At 49.4% G+C, this 17,173-nt stretch carries 17 protein-coding genes; 7 read left to right on the plus strand and 10 right to left on the minus strand.

Annotated elements, in window-relative coordinates:
• The first annotated feature begins 55 nt into the window (after nt 1-55).
• The 3 genes from ACTJJS_RS14570 to ACTJJS_RS14580 all read left to right on the plus strand — a co-directional run bounded on the left by ACTJJS_RS14570 (nt 56) and on the right by ACTJJS_RS14580 (nt 2,599).
• The gene (locus ACTJJS_RS14570; RefSeq protein WP_168870954.1) at nt 56-643 is read left to right on the plus strand and encodes an adenylate kinase; all 588 of its coding nucleotides are present in this window, start codon (nt 56-58) and stop codon (nt 641-643) included.
• Nucleotides 644-808: 165 nt separating this feature from the next.
• The gene (gene obgE / locus ACTJJS_RS14575) at nt 809-1,843 is read left to right on the plus strand and encodes a GTPase ObgE (protein WP_440664240.1); all 1,035 of its coding nucleotides are present in this window, start codon (nt 809-811) and stop codon (nt 1,841-1,843) included.
• A gap of 57 nt (nt 1,844-1,900) precedes the next feature.
• Nucleotides 1,901-2,599: a hypothetical protein gene (locus ACTJJS_RS14580; RefSeq protein ID WP_440664242.1), complete on the plus strand. Its 699-nt coding sequence runs from the start codon at nt 1,901-1,903 to the stop codon at nt 2,597-2,599.
• Nucleotides 2,600-2,640: 41 nt separating this feature from the next.
• Here ACTJJS_RS14580 and ACTJJS_RS14585 read toward each other — a convergent pair whose 3' ends face one another.
• The 4 genes from ACTJJS_RS14585 to ACTJJS_RS14600 all read right to left on the minus strand — a co-directional run bounded on the left by ACTJJS_RS14585 (nt 2,641) and on the right by ACTJJS_RS14600 (nt 5,590).
• Nucleotides 2,641-3,219: an N-acetyltransferase gene (locus tag ACTJJS_RS14585; RefSeq protein WP_168870951.1), complete on the minus strand. Its 579-nt coding sequence runs from the start codon at nt 3,217-3,219 to the stop codon at nt 2,641-2,643.
• Nucleotides 3,206-3,571: a DUF7674 family protein gene (locus tag ACTJJS_RS14590; RefSeq protein ID WP_168870950.1), complete on the minus strand. Its 366-nt coding sequence runs from the start codon at nt 3,569-3,571 to the stop codon at nt 3,206-3,208. The genes ACTJJS_RS14585 and ACTJJS_RS14590 overlap by 14 nt, the downstream gene beginning before the upstream one ends.
• A 238-nt stretch (nt 3,572-3,809) precedes the next feature.
• Nucleotides 3,810-5,057: a PepSY-associated TM helix domain-containing protein gene (locus ACTJJS_RS14595; RefSeq protein ID WP_440664244.1), complete on the minus strand. Its 1,248-nt coding sequence runs from the start codon at nt 5,055-5,057 to the stop codon at nt 3,810-3,812.
• A 233-nt stretch (nt 5,058-5,290) separates the two neighbouring features.
• Entirely contained in the window at nt 5,291-5,590 is a 300-nt protein-coding gene (locus tag ACTJJS_RS14600; RefSeq protein ID WP_188096762.1) for a YbaB/EbfC family nucleoid-associated protein, read from the minus strand.
• A gap of 134 nt (nt 5,591-5,724) precedes the next feature.
• On the opposite strand from ACTJJS_RS14600, the gene ACTJJS_RS14605 reads away from it, so the two are divergent.
• The 3 genes from ACTJJS_RS14605 (at nt 5,725) to ACTJJS_RS14615 (ending at nt 10,660) form a co-directional block, all read left to right on the plus strand.
• Nucleotides 5,725-6,960: an NAD(P)/FAD-dependent oxidoreductase gene (locus ACTJJS_RS14605; protein ID WP_440664245.1), complete on the plus strand. Its 1,236-nt coding sequence runs from the start codon at nt 5,725-5,727 to the stop codon at nt 6,958-6,960.
• 82 nt (nt 6,961-7,042) lie between these two features.
• The gene (locus ACTJJS_RS14610; protein ID WP_168870946.1) at nt 7,043-8,068 is read left to right on the plus strand and encodes a DUF2891 domain-containing protein; all 1,026 of its coding nucleotides are present in this window, start codon (nt 7,043-7,045) and stop codon (nt 8,066-8,068) included.
• 36 nt (nt 8,069-8,104) lie between these two features.
• Nucleotides 8,105-10,660, plus strand: coding sequence for a DUF3857 domain-containing protein (locus tag ACTJJS_RS14615; protein WP_440664246.1), 2,556 nt, complete (start codon nt 8,105-8,107; stop codon nt 10,658-10,660).
• Here the strand turns inward: ACTJJS_RS14615 and ACTJJS_RS14620 are convergent, their stop codons facing one another.
• The 4 genes from ACTJJS_RS14620 to ACTJJS_RS14635 form a co-directional block, all read right to left on the minus strand.
• A complete protein-coding gene (locus tag ACTJJS_RS14620; protein ID WP_440664247.1) occupies nt 10,661-10,984 on the minus strand; it encodes a Dabb family protein in 324 nt (107 codons plus the stop codon). It abuts the gene before it with no gap.
• An 11-nt stretch (nt 10,985-10,995) separates the two neighbouring features.
• Nucleotides 10,996-12,192, minus strand: coding sequence for an FtsX-like permease family protein (locus ACTJJS_RS14625; protein WP_440664248.1), 1,197 nt, complete (start codon nt 12,190-12,192; stop codon nt 10,996-10,998).
• Between the two features lie 9 nt (nt 12,193-12,201).
• Entirely contained in the window at nt 12,202-12,852 is a 651-nt protein-coding gene (locus ACTJJS_RS14630; protein WP_440664249.1) for an ATP-binding cassette domain-containing protein, read from the minus strand.
• A gap of 97 nt (nt 12,853-12,949) precedes the next feature.
• Nucleotides 12,950-14,764, minus strand: a complete 1,815-nt coding sequence (locus tag ACTJJS_RS14635) for a DUF4836 family protein (protein WP_440664250.1) — start codon at nt 14,762-14,764, stop codon at nt 12,950-12,952.
• A 231-nt stretch (nt 14,765-14,995) separates the two neighbouring features.
• Between ACTJJS_RS14635 and ACTJJS_RS14640 the strand changes: the two genes are divergently transcribed.
• Nucleotides 14,996-15,274 (plus strand): YciI family protein, encoded by a 279-nt coding sequence (locus ACTJJS_RS14640; RefSeq protein ID WP_168870940.1) that lies wholly within the window; start codon nt 14,996-14,998, stop codon nt 15,272-15,274.
• Between the two features lie 53 nt (nt 15,275-15,327).
• Here ACTJJS_RS14640 and ACTJJS_RS14645 read toward each other — a convergent pair whose 3' ends face one another.
• Complete coding sequence (locus tag ACTJJS_RS14645) at nt 15,328-16,344, minus strand: SRPBCC family protein (protein ID WP_440664251.1); 1,017 nt, start codon at nt 16,342-16,344, stop codon at nt 15,328-15,330.
• Nucleotides 16,345-16,430: 86 nt separating this feature from the next.
• Nucleotides 16,431-16,916 (minus strand): peptide-methionine (R)-S-oxide reductase MsrB, encoded by a 486-nt coding sequence (gene msrB / locus ACTJJS_RS14650; RefSeq protein WP_440664252.1) that lies wholly within the window; start codon nt 16,914-16,916, stop codon nt 16,431-16,433.
• Between the last annotated feature and the right edge of the window lie 257 nt (nt 16,917-17,173).

Raw genomic sequence — 17,173 nt, forward strand, 5'->3', positions numbered from 1 at the left:
ATTCAATTGTTTGTTATATTTGCATCCTTGCGAGTAAAGTAGATTTTAATAAAACATGGTCAATCTCATTTTATTTGGCCCTCCCGGCAGTGGTAAGGGTACACAAAGTACTAAGATAATAGATAAGTATGGGCTTATACATCTGTCCACCGGCGATTTGCTGCGTTCAGAGATAGCCAATAAAACTCCTCTGGGTATGGAAGCCACCAAGTTTATGGACCAGGGTCTGCTGGTACCGGACGAAGTGGTAATTGGGATGATCAGCTCCAAGCTGGACGCCAATCCGGAAGCCCGGGGTTTCATTTTTGACGGTTTCCCCCGTACTACCGCCCAGGCAGAAGCACTGGACAAATTGCTGGCGTTGAAGAAAACCGCCATCTCGGTGGTATTGTCCCTCGAAGTACCGGAAGATGAATTGATCAAACGTCTGCTGAACCGTGGCAAAACCTCCGGCCGCAGTGACGATTCCTCTGAAGACGTGGTAAAAGCCCGTATCGTGGAATATCACAATAAAACCGCGCCTGTAGCTGACCACTACGCCAAATTCGGTAAGTTTAAGAAAGTGAAGGGAGACGGCTCCGAAGCAGAGGTATTTGACCTGCTTTGCAAAGAGTTGAACGAGCTGGTAGCAGAAAAGGTATAAGGGCCTTGTTCAGCCATTAGAAAGACACACATCACCTGATTATACGCGCAAAGATTGTAAGTTAGGAGCTTATGGTACCGGAAGTGTACCAAATTCGCTCAAACTTAACGATCTTTGCGTTTTATTTTCTGGCAGTAGCCATATTTGGTTTTAAAATATCGATCCGTGGAAAAAGCGAACTTCGTAGATTATATCCGTGTATTTTGTAAGTCTGGTAAAGGCGGCGCAGGCAGTATGCATTTTATGCGTACTAAATTTAATGCGATGGCCGGCCCTGACGGTGGTGATGGTGGCAGAGGCGGACACGTGATCCTCAGAGGGAACGCTCAGTTATGGACCCTGTTGCACCTGCGCTGGCATAAAAACCTGTTGGCGGAAGATGGTGAAAACGGCAGCGGCGACAACTGTACCGGCCGCTTCGGAAAAGATATTATCATAGAAGTACCACTGGGCACTACAGCCAAAGACGAAGAAACAGGCCGCGTAGAAGCCGAAATTCTCTACGATGGCCAGGAAGTGATATGGATTCCCGGCGGCCAGGGCGGCCGCGGTAATGCCTACTTTAAATCGGCGACCAACCAAACGCCGGAATACGCCCAACCCGGTATGCCCGGGCAGGAAGGCTGGAAAGTTGTGGAACTGAAGGTACTGGCCGACGTAGGCCTGGTAGGTTTCCCCAACGCAGGCAAGTCCACCCTCCTTTCTACCATCACGGCCGCCAAACCCAAAGTGGCGGATTATGCTTTTACCACCCTCACCCCTCAACTGGGCATGGTAGCTTACCGTGACAATAAATCCTTTTGCATGGCAGATCTTCCGGGTATCATCGAAGGCGCCCATGAAGGTAAAGGACTGGGGCACCGATTTTTACGACACATTGAAAGAAACGCCGTATTATTATTCCTGATTCCGGCCGACAGCGCTGACCACCGCAAAGAGTTTGAAGTGCTTGTCAATGAACTGGAACAGTATAATCCCGAGCTCCTGGATAAACAGTTTTTGCTGGCCATCAGTAAAAGCGATATGCTCGATGACGAACTGAAAGCCGCCATCGCAGCAGAATTGCCGGAAGATGTGCCGCATGTATTTATCTCCTCTGTCACCCAGCAGGGAATCTCTGAGCTGAAAGACGTGTTGTGGCAAGCCCTGACGGATAAAGACAACCAGATAAGTACAGCCGACACCGCCAGTGTCGAATAACTGACAGGGCCAGGGACATGTAATAACGCCAATGTTCGTTACACGATCCCACATACTATGAAAACACTGTTAAAGCTTGTTCTGCCGGCATCCCTGCTGATGACGGCCTGCCAACAATCAAAAACACCTGTTAAGGAAAGACCTGTCCAAATTGATACCATGCAGCTGATTGCCCTCCCGGCGCCATCGGCAGAGAAAGTCGCGTCCAATGAAGTATCTGTGGTGGCACGCGACAGTACTACGTATGTGCGTTTCGGTGACTGCTACTTTTCACTTGACTGGATTTCGGTAGACCAGCAGCGCAATGACTTTGAAAAACATCCTGATACCCTCTACTTTTCTCTCGCGCCCAAACGCACTATAGAAGGCCAGATGCTGGCCATCACCACCGGCGAAGCGGAAAAAATAAAAGTATGGCAACGTTTTGAAACCAGCGCCCGTGTAGGCAGGCAGCTGCTCCGTCAATGGAAACACTACCGGAGCGATTGGGAACAACTGCGTCCGGAAGCCAGCAACTTCTTTATCTGCCGGAAATATACTTCCACCCAGACCAACCAGCTGCCCGACGATGCCAGCCTCGAAAGTCTCCGGCAACACGTTAAAAAACACTGCGGCCAGGCACTCTTCAATCAGGTGGCCCAACTGGAAAAACTGCCGGAAGCCGTTATCAGCACCTATTACCTGAAGTTCAACGGCACCCTGCGCAACTCCCCTATCAAAATCAATAAGCTACTGATCATCCAGGTGACGCCATAAATAAAAGAGAACCGGCAATGCAGACGCATCACCGGTTCATATCAATCGGCTGTACTTAACAGAACAGGGTTTTTCAGTTCCGGCGGGTTAAATAACATAGCGGTGCACAGGCAATTCGCAAAATGATGTCCCACCAGAACAGGATAGTTAATGCAGCTCTTACACCCTTCCCAGAAACGGGTGTCAGTAGTAATTTCGGAGTATGTGACCGGCTTGAATCCCAGCCGGCTGTTTAATTTCATCACCGGCAAACCGGTGGTGATACTGAAAAGTTTTGCAGATGGATATAAAAAACGACTTAACTCGAATATTTTCTTTTTGATGGCTGCCGCCACTTTCAGTCCCCTGAACTCGGGCGCCACTATCAGACCGCTGTTAGACACAAAATCGTCGTTCTGCCAGGCCTGTATATAAGAGAACCCGGCCCAGAAACCACTTTTCGTAAAAGCGATGACTGCATTGCCCTGCAGGATCTTCTTCTTGATATCCATCGGGTTCCGTTTGGCAATACCGGTACCCCTGGCTTTAGCGGAAGCTTCCATCTCCGCTACAATAGGCAGCGCAAAGTCCACATCTTCCGGAGTCGCTACCCTGACAATTATCTCCTCATCTGTTTCCATTGTAAATGAGTTGTTGCTGTATGTAAAGACCATAAATCGTATCCGGTATCAGGCCATATATCCTGATCCGGTTGGCGGCATCGCCCAGCGGCACTTTACTGAGTACCGGTACAAATACCCGGGTGATAGCCCCTTTTACCACTTCATTACCGCGTTCATATAGTTTGCCGGCCAGCTGAAGGCATTTTCCCGCTATCGCGAAATTCTGCTCCCGTAGCTGTTTGTCGGTGTATTCACTGAAACATCCTACGGTGTCGTATATGTGAAATATCGCCGGAAACTGATGAAGGGCTTTTTTAAGTGCCGGTATATGATCTTCTATATAAGCCGGCACTTCGTATTGGTTTATCATGGCTGATCGTTGTTACTGTATAGGGCATGCCAAACGGTGTTCCACAAACCGCATTAAAACGTTAAAGTGCAGCAGGGCAAGGAGTTTTAACAATTATGATGAGGATGCCAGGAGGCAAAAGCCTTCCGTTTCTGCATGGTGTTTTTCAAAAAATGTAAGGGCGGCAACGACCATAAACAGAAAAGCCTGGTGCCGTAAGTGGCGCCAGGCTTATGTTTTATTATCTTTTCCGGTAAAATCAGGCAGCCGCGAGTGGCGGGGTGACGCTGCGTTTGTTTTTAGCCGCTTTCTTTTTCTTCATGGTCCTGTTAATCCACAGGATAGTGCCGGTAGTGGGGAAAGTAGCGCCCAGCAAAGCCAGCAGCAGTGCAAAAATTTTAGAGGGCAGCCCAAAAACAGAACCCGTATGTAACGGTTTGATAAGGCCACGCACTTTCTGGCCAAGGTTCCTTTCGCTGAAGGTTTGGGATTTCAGCACCTGGCCACTGAACTGGTCCAGGTAATAACTGGTGGTAGCGGCTTCATTGAGTGCCCCGGCAGGCAGCAGGGTCACCTGTATGGAAGCCTCCTTGTCTTTCGGCATGGCCACTGCATAGTATTGCGCATCAGGCACCTGTTGTTTTACCTGTGCCAAAGCTGCCTCGTAGGAAACATTGTTAACCGTTTCCTGTGCAGGCACCGATGCAGGCGCCTCCATCGGTTTGGGAGAAGCACCCAGGGCGGCAAACAGTCCTTTATTGAACCATTCGAACGACCAGGTAAGGCCGGTAAACACCGATACAAAAAGGAAAATGCTGACATAAAAGCCCAGCACAATGTGCATATCATGGTTCAACCGCTTCCAGCCGCCGTCCCATTTTACTTTAAGGCGCTGTTGCAGGATCTTACGGGTTTTGGGCCACCATAATATAATGCCGGTGATGAGGATAAAAAGAAATATCAGGGTGCTGATGCCGGTGATCAGTTTGCCGGTATCTCCGGCCAGCAGCCAGCGGTGCAGCGAAAATATCTGATAGTAGAATGTTTGCTGGTAGCTGTAAAGTTCTATCACCTTACCGGTGTAGGGGTTGACAAAAGCGGTACGGCCTTTTCCTTTTTTGGGTTCTTTTCCCCCTTTACCTTCCTTACCTGCCGGCTTCATTTCTTTGCCGGCGTCTTTTTTACTTTCCGCGCGCGCATCTTTGCCCGTTCCTTTTTTATCGCCTTTTTTGCCCTCGTCCAGCTGTACGGCCAGTGAACGGGCAGGGTCTGCATATACCAGTATACGGGAGATACCCACGCCAGGCACCTGCTGCTTCACCATTTCAGCGATCTGGTCCAGCGGCAACCTTTCTTTCTCCGGCTGTACGTAATAACGGCTGTGATTAAACGCCTCCGTCAGCTCCTTTTCAAATACCAGTAAAGCACCGGTCAGACAACTGATGGTAATAACCAGGCCTGCCGCCAGCCCCAGATATAAGTGAATACGGCGAAAAAAGACTTTCATATCAGATTGATGCAACCACAAAAAAACGATCCTTCACGCGGAATATACCCGCGAAAGGGGAAAAAGATTTACGCAATCCGGAAAATTTCCACGAAGATTTTAAAAGGCCTGACTTTGATATAATAAGAACACAAAAGAGCGGAGATCACATCTTCCTGATATATAAATAGAAGGTGGTCTTCGCTCCTTTGCGTTCTTAATAATATTCAAAAATCTTTGCGCTTTGTATGAAACTAGAGCAAATTGCCCAGCACGCCGGCAGCGCTCTTCATTTCCGCTTCCCAGGTATTTTCGGCATCTTTCAATGCACGGTTCAGCGCAGTGAGCAACAGATCTTCCATTTCCTCTTTATGCTCAGGCGCCATCAGACGCTCCGCTATTTCAATACTTTTTACCTGACGGTTACCATCTACCGCCACCTTGATCGCACCATCGCCTGCTTCACCTTCCAGTGTAATTTTTGCCAGACGCTCTTTTGCCTCCTTCATTTTCTGTTGGATCTGCGTCACCTTGCCGAATAAATCACCAAACATATTTGTGTATTTTTTTAGGGCCGTAAAGATAAGTTTTTACCACAGCGTTTTAATATTCAATATTTTAAATATACGATAGCAGGAGCTAACAATTATGTATCTTACCACCACGTATAAGTTATCAGCTTAAAAAAATGGAAACTAAAGTTTGTATTATAGGTGCCGGGCCGGGTGGGGCTTGTGCAGCCCTTCAACTGGCACAGCTGGGCATCGAATGTATCGTTGTTGACAAAGCCGTTTTCCCCCGGGACAAAGTATGCGGTGATGGCCTCAGCGGCAAAGTGTTAACTATCCTGGAGAGAATCGACAAAGGTATCGGCGAGCGGCTGCAACAGGCTGTTTTTAAAATGGACAGCTGGGGCGTCACCTTCGTAGCCCCTAACCGCATCGGGATGGACATCCCCTACAGAGCTGATTATCAGAATGATAAAAGCGACCCGCGTGGCTTCGTCTGCAAACGTATCGACTTTGATAACTTCCTGGTAGAAGAACTAAAACGTCGCCCGGAAATTCGTTTGTTCGAGGGCGTTAGCATCGATAAATATGAACTGCGGCCAGATGGTTATTATCTGTCCGACAAAGAAGGAAAATTCCAGGTCAAAGCCGATCTGATACTGGTGGCCAACGGCGCCCATTCCGCTTTCACCAAGGAAGTGGCAGGCATCAAAATGGAACCGGACCATTATATCGCCGGCTTACGCGCCTATTATAAAGGTGTGGCCAACATGCACCAGGACGCCTTCATAGAACTGCACTTCCTGAAAAACATGTTGCCCGGTTACTTCTGGATATTCCCGCTCCCCAATGGCGAAGCCAATGTAGGTGTGGGCATGCTTAGCAGCACCGTCCGCAACAAAAAAGTGAACCTGAAAAAGCTGATGCTGGATACCCTTGCTACCGATCCGATCATGAAGGAACGTTTTAAAAACGCTACGCTGGAAGGTTCGATCGATGGTTATGGCCTTCCTCTTGGCAGCAAAAAAAGAAAGCTGCATGGTGATCGTTACATGCTGATCGGCGATGCCGGCTTCCTCATCGACCCATTCACGGGCGAAGGTATCGGTAATGCACTGTATTCCGGACAGATAGCCGCCAGGCAGGCGGCAGCAGCCATTGCGGCCAACGACTATTCCGACAGTTTCCTGAACAGCTATGACCAGGAGATCTATCGTATCCTCGGCCCCGAGATGGAAGTCAGCACCAAACTGCAAAAGCTGATCAAATACCCGTGGCTGTTTAACCTGCTGATGAAAATGGGTTCCCGCAACAAACAGCTGAAAGAACTGATGACCTGCATGTTCCACGAGGTAGACCTCCGCAAAAGGCTGGGCAACCCGCTGTTTTACGTGAAGCTATTATTTAACCGATAATCCGATAATTTCTGTGAGACATATCACCCTGCTTGCCATTATCTGCTTTTCCACAGCAACCGTTACTGCTCAAAAACAGCCCATGACACCAGAACAACTGCCTAAGATGACGGTTAAAACGGCCAATCAGCTGGCAGCACTGCCACTGAAATGCCTGGACCTGCCTTTTCCTTACAAAACAGGCGTAGTGTTCCCTGACAGTACCCTGCTCGGCGCTCCGTCGACCTATCATCCGGCATTCTACGGCTGCTTCGACTGGCACAGCAGCGTACATGGCCACTGGATGCTGGTACGCCTGCTGAAAATGTTCCCTGATATGGAAAAGTCAGCCGTGATACGCACCAGGCTGGCACAACACCTCTCGGCAGAAAACATCCGGACAGAACTACAACTGTTTAAAGGAAAAGAGAACAAGAGCTTTGAACGTATCTATGGCTGGAGCTGGCTGCTGCAACTGCAACGGGAGCTCCTTACCTGGAACGACCCGATGGGCAAAGAACTTAGCCGGAATGTGCAACCGCTGGCCAGCCACTTTGCTGCTGCATATGTTGACTTCCTCGGTAAACTGATGTACCCCATCCGCGTGGGCGAACATACCAACCTGGCTTTCGGCCTTTGCCTGGCCTGGGACTATGCCCAGACCACCGGCGATAAAGCCCTGCAAACTGCCATTCACGACGCTGCCATGCGCTTTTATGCCAAAGATAAAAATGCGCCTGTGGAATGGGAACCCGGCGGATACGATTTCCTCTCGCCCAGCCTCGAAGAAGCTGACCTGATGCGCCGCATCATGCCGGAAAAGGAATACCGGACATGGCTATACGCTTTTCTGCCCGGCCTGTTCCAGAACCCCATCACCATCCTGCAGCCCGGACAGGTCAAAGACCGTACCGATGGTAAACTCGTTCACCTCGACGGCCTCAATCTCAGCCGCACCTGGTGCCTGGAAGCCATTGCCCGTCACGGTGGCAAAAATCAGCAGGCCATTCAGGCCCTCGCCAATAAACACCTGCTGACATCCTTTCCGCAGGTAGCCAGCGGCGACTATGCCGGCGAACACTGGCTGGCCTCCTTCGCTGTATACCTGCTTACGGCGGAACAGCAATAACCACACAGGTTGCCGTGAACGTTTAAACCCCTGCTTATGACCCGTACCTTGAACCAAATACTTGTGTTACTGCTGGCACTCCTGCCGACAGTAACACAGGCCCGGCAAAAACCGGTCAGCACCGGTCCTACCCCTTCCTGGCTGGTGCCCTGGCAACCCAATCTGCAACAAAAGCCCAATGCCAAACATATCAGTGACGGATTTTACCTGCTCGTGGCTGAAACCCAATACCAGGCAGAATTACAGAGCGGCTATCATCACTATGTCCGCCAGATCGTTTCTGAAGCAGGCATCCAAAACGGCTCCCAGATATCAGTGGACTATGACCCTCAATATGAAAAACTGACTTTCCATCGTATCGTCATCAAACGGGACGGCCATGAAATCAACCGCCTTGCCGGCGCGGCCTTTAAAGTACTGCAGCAGGAAGAAGACCTCTCCCGCTTTATCTATAGCGGCACCTATACCGCCTACCTCATCCTGGAAGATGTACGCAAAGGTGATCAAATAGAATACAGCTATTCCCTCACCGGCAACAACCCCATCTTCGACAACAAAATAGATGAAGAATACTACCAGGTAGCCTCAGATCCCGTTGTTAACTTTTACCGTAACATTATTGCACGCCCCGACAGGCAGCTGCACTTTAAAGCATACAGCCAGGCCGTGCTGCCTCAGCAACGCAGCTGGAACGGACTTACTGTCTACGAATGGCATCACATCAACCTACAGGATGATGACAACTTCAGCAACCTGCCTTCCTGGTACAATCCCTTCGCCCGGGTACAGGTCAGTGAATACAATAGCTGGCAGGAAATAGCACAATGGGCACAGCGGATAAATACGATCTCCCCGCCGGGAACCGCCATCAAAAACAAAGTTGCCTCCCTGAAACAACAGGCCGGCAACAGCCCGGAAGCCTATCTTCAGGCCGCACTTCGTTTTGTGCAGGACGATATCCGCTATATGGGCATCGAAATGGGGGAATACTCCCACCGGCCCAATACGCCCGACAGAGTACTGGCACAGCGTTTCGGCGACTGCAAAGACAAATCGCTGCTGCTCTGCTCCCTGCTGAATGCCAACGGCATCAGCGCCCACATGGCTTATGTGAATACCGACCTGAAAGAAGTTGTCAGCCAGCGGCTTCCTTCTCCCACTGCGTTTAACCATGCGATCGTTTGCGCCATGGTGGGAGGAAAAACATACTGGCTGGACCCGACCCTTTCCTATCAGCGCGGCCGGCTGGCTGACTTCTGTGAGCCGGAATACCAGCTGGCACTGGTCATCACAGACACCACTACCCAACTGACGCCCATATGCAAAACCCACAGCGGCCAGGTCGTTATCCGGGAAACCATCACCCTGCCGGAAAAAGAAGGAGAGGATGGCACCCTCACCGCCAACACCGCCTGGTACCGCGAAGATGCAGACGCACAACGGGCTACTATGGCGTCGGCCAGCCTGAAGGATAAAGAATCCACCTTTCTCACCTTCTACCGGAAATTCTATGGGGAAATGGCGCTGAAAGATTCTCTCGTCCTTCGCGATAACCCCGACAGCAACATTCTCCGCATCCATGAGAGCTATGTGGTCCGTCATCTCTGGAAAAAAGACAGCGCTACCAATAAACTACAGTTCTCTGTTATCGCACAGTCGCCGGCCGATATACTGCCTTATGTCACCGATGTGAACAGGAAAGTGCCGCTCGCTATCCGGTATCCCTACGATCAGGACTATCAGATCATTATTAATACACCAGTAGAATGGTCGCTGGAAGAAACGCCGCTGCATGTCAAAAACGATTATTATCAGTTTGACTTCACCGCCACTCACAGCGGCAGACAGATTGTCCTGTCCTATTCCCTGAAGACCTTCCGAGACCACGTGCCCGCGGCGTATATGCGACAGTACGCCGGGGAGATAAAAGAAATACAAAAAACCACTTCGCTGGACCTGACATTAAAGCCTGCGCTGATGCAGCCTGCTAACGGGCCTGCTGTTAGGGGCAACTGGCTGGCGATAGTGTTGGCCCTCTGTGCAGCAGCGGTATTTGCCCACCTCGCCACCCGGTATTACCGGCATTCTGTATTGCCGGTGCAGCATCCGCTGGAGCCGATGCCCATTGGCGGCTGGCTTTCGCTACTGGCAATCGGACTGGTATTCTCTCCGGTGTATGAATTAATGTTCCTGTGTAAGGCTGATGTGTTTAACTATGAAATATGGGCGACAGTATCTGCACGGCGCGACCTGGGGAACATCTCAGTGGTACAGCTTTATCTGATCGGAGAAGTGATTATCAGGGTTTTTCTCTTGTGTTACTCGGTTTTACTGGCGGTCCTGTTCTTTAACAGGAGGGATACTTTTCCTTTTGCGCTGGCCACCTATTATTTTGCCAGTACCCTGTATCTATTTGTTTTTAATCGTCTTAACGCTCACTATTTCGGAGAAAGCACGCCGGGCGGCCTCTGGGACCAGAACTCCATCATCTGGCCACTATTACGTATGGCCCTCTGGGTACCTTACCTGTTGATCTCCCCGCGTGCAAAAGCCACTTTTATTATGCCACATCCCGCGCTGCTGCGGGATTGATCAAATGGTTTCAGAATCGAAGGCCACTACCTTTTCCCAGTATTGGCGGCACTGCTCAATGAAATTGAGATGCACCGGATGTACCTGGTAGCGGTCGTGCGCCTCGATATCTTCAAAAATACACAGCAGGCAATAGTCATAATTTCTATCGATCGTGGGCCCGTCATCTACCGGCGCCGGCTTGCCAACATTAAAAATGGTAATCTCGTCTATCGTGTGCAAACTGCTCACGCCTGCTTCAAACCGGCGCCTGTCTTCCGCAGACAATCCGGGTTTCAGGGTAAAATTCACCACGTGTACGAGCTTTTTATCCAATGCTTTCATGTTGATGGATTTTAAGATTCTTTATTGACATATCGGTTAACTGTCAGCAGATTGACGAAGTATACCAGTCCGAGTACCAGCACTGTTCCCGCAAAAACGCCGGGGCCGGGCCAAACGCTGACCACCATATCGTGCTTCGCCAGCACCGAAGCCGTCACATATTGCAAGCCTGTCAGCAGTAATAAGCACACTACACCGATGATAACATACAACGGGACAAACTGTTTTAGGAGGTAACGTTTCAGCTGACGGGGAGCCGTGCCCAGCATGACCAGTAGCTGTATTTCCCGCTTACAGGACGCAATGATCAGCTGGATAAACATACTGAATACCAACATGGCGAACAACAATAATATCAGCCCGAAGAAGCCGATCACGGACACGATTGTCTGTACGATCAGGCGTGTTTTACTGAATTTAAGCTTATCCTGATTGGTGGTATATCCGTTATCGTCCAGGAATTTTACCAGTGTCGGGCTGGAAGGATCAGGTGTTTTAATGATCACCCTTGATATGGGAGCTTCGCGGGTAGTACCATATTTCTCGTTGGCCCAGGACATGAAAGATGCCGGTACCAGGAAAGAAGAGATCCTGTCGGAGAAACCCACCACATGTCCGATGTATTGTTCTGAGGTGATGTTATTGGAGATGACCACCTGGAGGGGCAGCGCCTTAACGGTTTCCTGCGAAATCTGTGGCAGGTCCTGGCTGAGGGAGAACCCGAAATTGTACAGGTTCAGGAAGTCGCTCGGCAGGATAATGGGAATGGTACGGTCGCCGGCGTTCCATTTCCAGTCATCATTCTTCACGTCCAGGAAGCTGTCAGGCACAGATTCGAAGAACATGTCCGTCGCAAAATGCAAGTCACCAGGCGCCTGCACCACTACTTTAAACCGGCTGGAGGTAATTAACCCGAACGCCTGCACGAAAGGTTGTGTTTTGATCCGGTTGATTTCGTCAGGGGTGAAAGCGCTTTTCCCGCTTTGGCCCATAATGGCGTTGGTGATTTTTTTATTGATGACCAGGAAGTCGGCTGTTTCGTTCTGGTTTTTGGTGCTGTACAGCAACTGGTTAAAGTTGGAATGTACCTGGATGGCCACCAGTATCAGCAGCATAGCAATACCGAGGCCAACGGAGGCCATCAGGAAACGGCTTTTGCCAATGCCGGTATGTATAATTTTTTTCAGCAGTTCAAAAAACGGGCGCATGGAATAACATTAAAGCTGATAATGAACATCATATGAAAAATGCTGATCATCATCCAGATCAGTTAAAATAAAGCCGGCATTGCGGGCCTTGCATTCGGCGGCGATGAGCGCGGCAGCGCGACGGGTGTTTTCCTCATCGAGATGACTGAAGGGCTCATCCATCAGCAGCCACTGAAATGGCTGCGATAGCGCCCGGATAATAGCAATCCGCTGGCGTTCGCCGTAGGACAGTGTTTTGCCGCTTTGTTGCAGCACATGTGTCACATTGAGCCGGGCGGCCATTTCGCGGATTTTCTCCGGGGAACAGTACGGATTCGGCAGCATTACCCGTTTCAGGTCGATGTTTTCAGCAGCCGTCAATTGTTCAAACAGCCGCAGGTCCTGGAAAATGATGCTGATTTGTTGCTGCCGCATGGCGGCCAGTTCGTTTTTGTTGTAGGCAGGCCATGGCCGGTTATCCACCAGCACCGTGCCCGTATAGTCGTAACGGATATGATAGAGGTAGTGTACCAGGGTTGTTTTCCCTGTACCGGAAGGGGCTTTTATTTTAACAAAGCTGCCGGGGCTGAAGGTCACATCCTGGTTCCATATGCCGGAAGAGCGCTGTATCAGTTTGTCCTTCAGGGGAATGGGCATCAGTTGTTGTATCTGAATTTGCATATGCCGAGCTGATTAACAGTTCCCAATATAAATAAAAAGGGCCGGAGCAGCTTATATGCTCCGGCCCGTATAAAGATTTAAAAGATATGATAGCTGTTTATCGCGCAGGGGCAGCGATAGTGTCAACGGCAACAGGAGTGTCTACCGGTGTGGCAAACAGGCTGTCTTCCAGTGCTTTTTCTTTCGCTTTTTTCGCTTCCATGGCTTTAGCTGCTTCGGTGCCGAAGTTGATCAGCTGTACCAGGCTGTTCTCATCCTTGTTTTTGAAGTTGAGGATGATTTCAGATTTGGAAACGTCGCCGCTGGCGGCTTTGGTAACCACGGTCATGTCTTTCAGGAGGCCTTTCAGTTTAACCAGGATACCTTTTTCTTCTTCGCTGTTGGCTTTATCTTCCGGAATAACGCTGATTACTTTTTCCAGGTCTACATAACCGCCCATCATGCTGCCTTTCACTTTACCTTCGATGCCTTCAGGCAGTTTCAGGCTGCCTTTACCAGCCAGGTAGTCCTGCAGCAGTACGCTGTCGGAGCCTACTGTGATGAATTTCTCTGTGATGGAAACGGCAGGCATACCAGCGGCAGCCATGCCCGGGTTGGCATATACGTAGCGGTCACCTTCTTTGGTGAACATTTCTTTCAGCATTGGGGAAGTCATTACTTTATTGAATGCTTCCTTGTTGCCCACTTTCAGGTTGAAGATCCATTTGGAAGTAGGCTCCTCATAGAATTCGCCCGGGGAGTATTTGGATTCTTTCTTTTCAATGCCGAAGTCAGACACAACATAGGTGAACTGGCCTTCAAAAGCATTCAGGATATCGTCCATAGACAGGCCGGATTTAGCCAGGAACATGTTCGCGATGCCGTCCATACCGGTGGATTTAACGATTTCGCCTACCATATGGAAGTCAAAAGCGTAAGACATGAAACCGGCCAGGTTCTGCGAAGGATATTTCTTCAGCATGTCCATGTCGATTTCCTTGTTACCGTATTTTTTGAAGATGCTGGCTATTTCTTTGCCCATATAGTAGTTGCCGTTAGCAACGATTCTGCCTTTCTCGAAGTTGGAAGTACCGGTATAGTAGGTACCTTCCATCAGTTTTTTGAAGTTGGCAGGGATCATGGTCAGCATACCGCTGTTGTAGATCGCTTCCGGATTTACGAAAACGCTCATATCGGCATTTTCTTTCAGCAGTTTGGCAAACGGCTCGATGGCGCCGGCGGTTTCGTTCTCTTTCAGGTGGAAGAGGTGATCTACTTCCGCTACCATGGTAGCATTAGCAGCGTCTTCTTCGGCAGTTACCAGCGCTACCGGGGTAGTGGTTGCCGCTGCGGCGGCGGTGTCAGCCTCACTGTCGCTGTCAGGGCTGGACAAGCCGGGAGTACCAGCCGGTGCGTATTTATTGATACCGTTCGGGTCAATGTTGGTCAGGAAGATAACAGTGGATTTGTTCCACGCTACTATGCCTTTGCTTTCTTCCTCAATGATGTATTTGAAGTCTTTGCCGGATTTCAGGGAGAAGTTTTTCTCGCTTTTTTTCAGGAAGCCTTCGAACTTATCAGCATCTGTGAGGCTGGCGGTGGCGGTGATGTAAGACTTGTTATCGCCTGCCTGGCCCTGGAACACGAAGGACACAAAGAAGTGGTTTTTCAGGTCGATACCGGAATTCTCCGCATCTTTCCATGCTTTCATGACTTCGCTGGAAGTGTCTTTGGACTGAACAGCGGAGAAGAGTTTGTCCATGGTGAGCCCGTTGGTAGCCAGTTTCTGGGTAATTTCTTTGGCGTTCAGGTCTATCACTACGCCGGCTGTTTTGGGGATGTGTTTACTTACTTCCGGAACCTTGGAGCAGGACGACAGCACTACCGCTGCAGTTACAGCGGTTAACAAAACTTTGGAAATTGTTCTTTTCATAAAAGATATAAGAGTTAATAAAATTGACTATGGTAGGGATACCGACCATCTGCCCGGTACATTCCCACAATCGTGGTATTTCGGTGGTGCGAAAGTACGCATATTTTTGTAGCTTATATGTCTCTATTTTTGGGGACAACTATGCCACAATACAATATTTTAGGTTCTATATAGTTTAATACCTTTGTTGCTTACTATGAAACAAACATCTAAAACCATCGAAAAACCTTTATGTTCCTGATTCTCCTGCAATACATCCGTCCGGTTGCGGCGGTAGAGCACTTTATGGAAGCGCATACTGCGTTCCTGCAAAAATATTATGACAACGGCAAGTTCATCCTGTCTGGCAGGCGAAAGCCCAAGTCCGGCGCGCTGATCCTGTGCCAGGCCTCGAGCCGTAGGGAAGTGGAACAGATCATGAGTGAAGACCCGCTGGAGAGAAACCAGCTGGCCATGTACGAGATCATAGAATTTGAACCTACCACCTACCCAGCTGTTTCCGCCAGATAGTCTTTTCATTTTTGCCGGCTTTTTCGTTTATCTCTTTCCGTTGGTGCTCATTCTCACTGCATAAAGTAAATGACTTTAGTCAGCCATTTGCTACTATCCTTCTCTTTGCCCGGATCTGTCACATACATCTCCATGGTGGGCGGGATTATTTTTTTACCCCTTTTTTCTATGAACTGCTGGATGGCCACATGGGCATTGGCGATTTTATCATAGGGCCCGTAGTAGTCCACATAGGCGGCTTTGGCGGCCGGTAGCCTGATAATTTCAAAGCCTGGTCCCAGTGTACTGCCTTCCGGTACGGGTATGGCAGCAGCCATGTCTGTTTCCCGTTTTTTCTCGTCCCAGGTGTAAAAAAGCCCACAGGGCACGCCTGGCTGGAGTTTTGCAGTGGTGGCCGCTTTATAGATCTGTTCCAGGTTGGTGCGATAATAATTAGAGATCCCTTTAAAGGGCACTGTTTTACGGGCAGCAGCATAAGTAGTGGCGGGGAAGTCCATTTCACGAACGGTGACATTGATGCCGTTAGGTGTGCCTGGACCGTTCTTGTCGGCCTCTGCCATACTTTTAAGGTTATTGAGGCCTTTGGCAAAGTCCTCTTCCAGCGCACCTTTCATGAAAAGGGCCATCACATTCTGCGGACGGTCGTAATGGGCGTCAAAGCCCCATACCACCTTAGTTTTGCCCGCAGCCTCAGAGAGCAGGAAGAACACATCCGATTCGGAGTGGAACGGTGTCACAAACGTCAGTTTCTGTTGAATGGACTTATAGGGGTCCAGCGAGAGATGCTGGAGCTTGCCCTCTCCTATCTTTTTGCCTTTCCAGGCGTCTACGGCGCCCACGGTGCCGTCATCTCCGGAGATGGTATATTCGGCGGTGGAGTCCATCAGCTTCCAGGTATTCCATTGATTGAACTTCTCGAACCGGACAATATCATTCCACACAATAGATGCCGGTGCGTTGATTTCCACCGTACGTTCCACGTGCAATTGGGTTGGGGCTGCAAAAATGAGTATAATCAGTACAAGCAAGAGAATACCTACAATCCAGGCAAGTGCTTTTAAGACTTTCATAACTCCGGGGAATTGATTACAATAAAAATACGCTTTTTTATTGTGCCTCCGCCGGAGCCGTTGGCATCCGTGATAAACAGTTCGGGTTACTCTTTTTCCTTTCCTTCTTTTTCTGAATATTGCTTGTCGGCTTCTTTAGCCTGCTCAAAATCCAGGATCACCGAGTTGATACAGTAACGGAGCCCTGTAGGTGGCGGTCCGTCATCAAAAACGTGGCCCAGATGCGACCTGCAGCGGCCACACAGCACTTCCGTACGGTGCATGCCATGGCTGTTGTCAGGCGCATAGATAACGCTGGATTTGGCTACCGGCTCAAAAAAGCTGGGCCAGCCACAGCTACTCTCAAATTTGGCATCGGATACAAAAAGCGGATGGCCACAGGCAGCGCAGTAATAGGTCCCTTGTTCCTTGCTGCTCCAGTACTTGCCGGTAAATGCCCATTCTGTTCCTTTTTCTCTGGCGATATTATAGACTTCCGGCGGTAAGATCTTTTTCCATTCGTCATCCGTTAAGTTAACTTTACTTGTATCCGAATGGGAGTATACCTCTCCCTTCTTTTTTCCTTCTTCCATTGAATTCTTTTTGTCGCTTTTAGCGTGGGTCTGATCAGTTGGTGACTAATATAAGATGCTCAAAATTATCAGATTCTGCAGGTTCAAGCATAGCGTTTTGTTCCGTTAACGGGTCATTAACACTATCATTGTATTTTCTCTGTTGGCCTGATGAATATTTTTTCTCTTAATAAATTACGTATGAACCGCCTTAATGGATTGTTATTTCCTGCAAATCAACCCGGTATTTAGTAAATCCCGTACTTAAATGTTTAAAA

Origin of the sequence: Chitinophaga sp. 22308 (assembly GCF_052045305.1) — a bacterium.
GTDB classification, from domain to species: Bacteria; Bacteroidota; Bacteroidia; order Chitinophagales; family Chitinophagaceae; genus Chitinophaga; species Chitinophaga varians_A.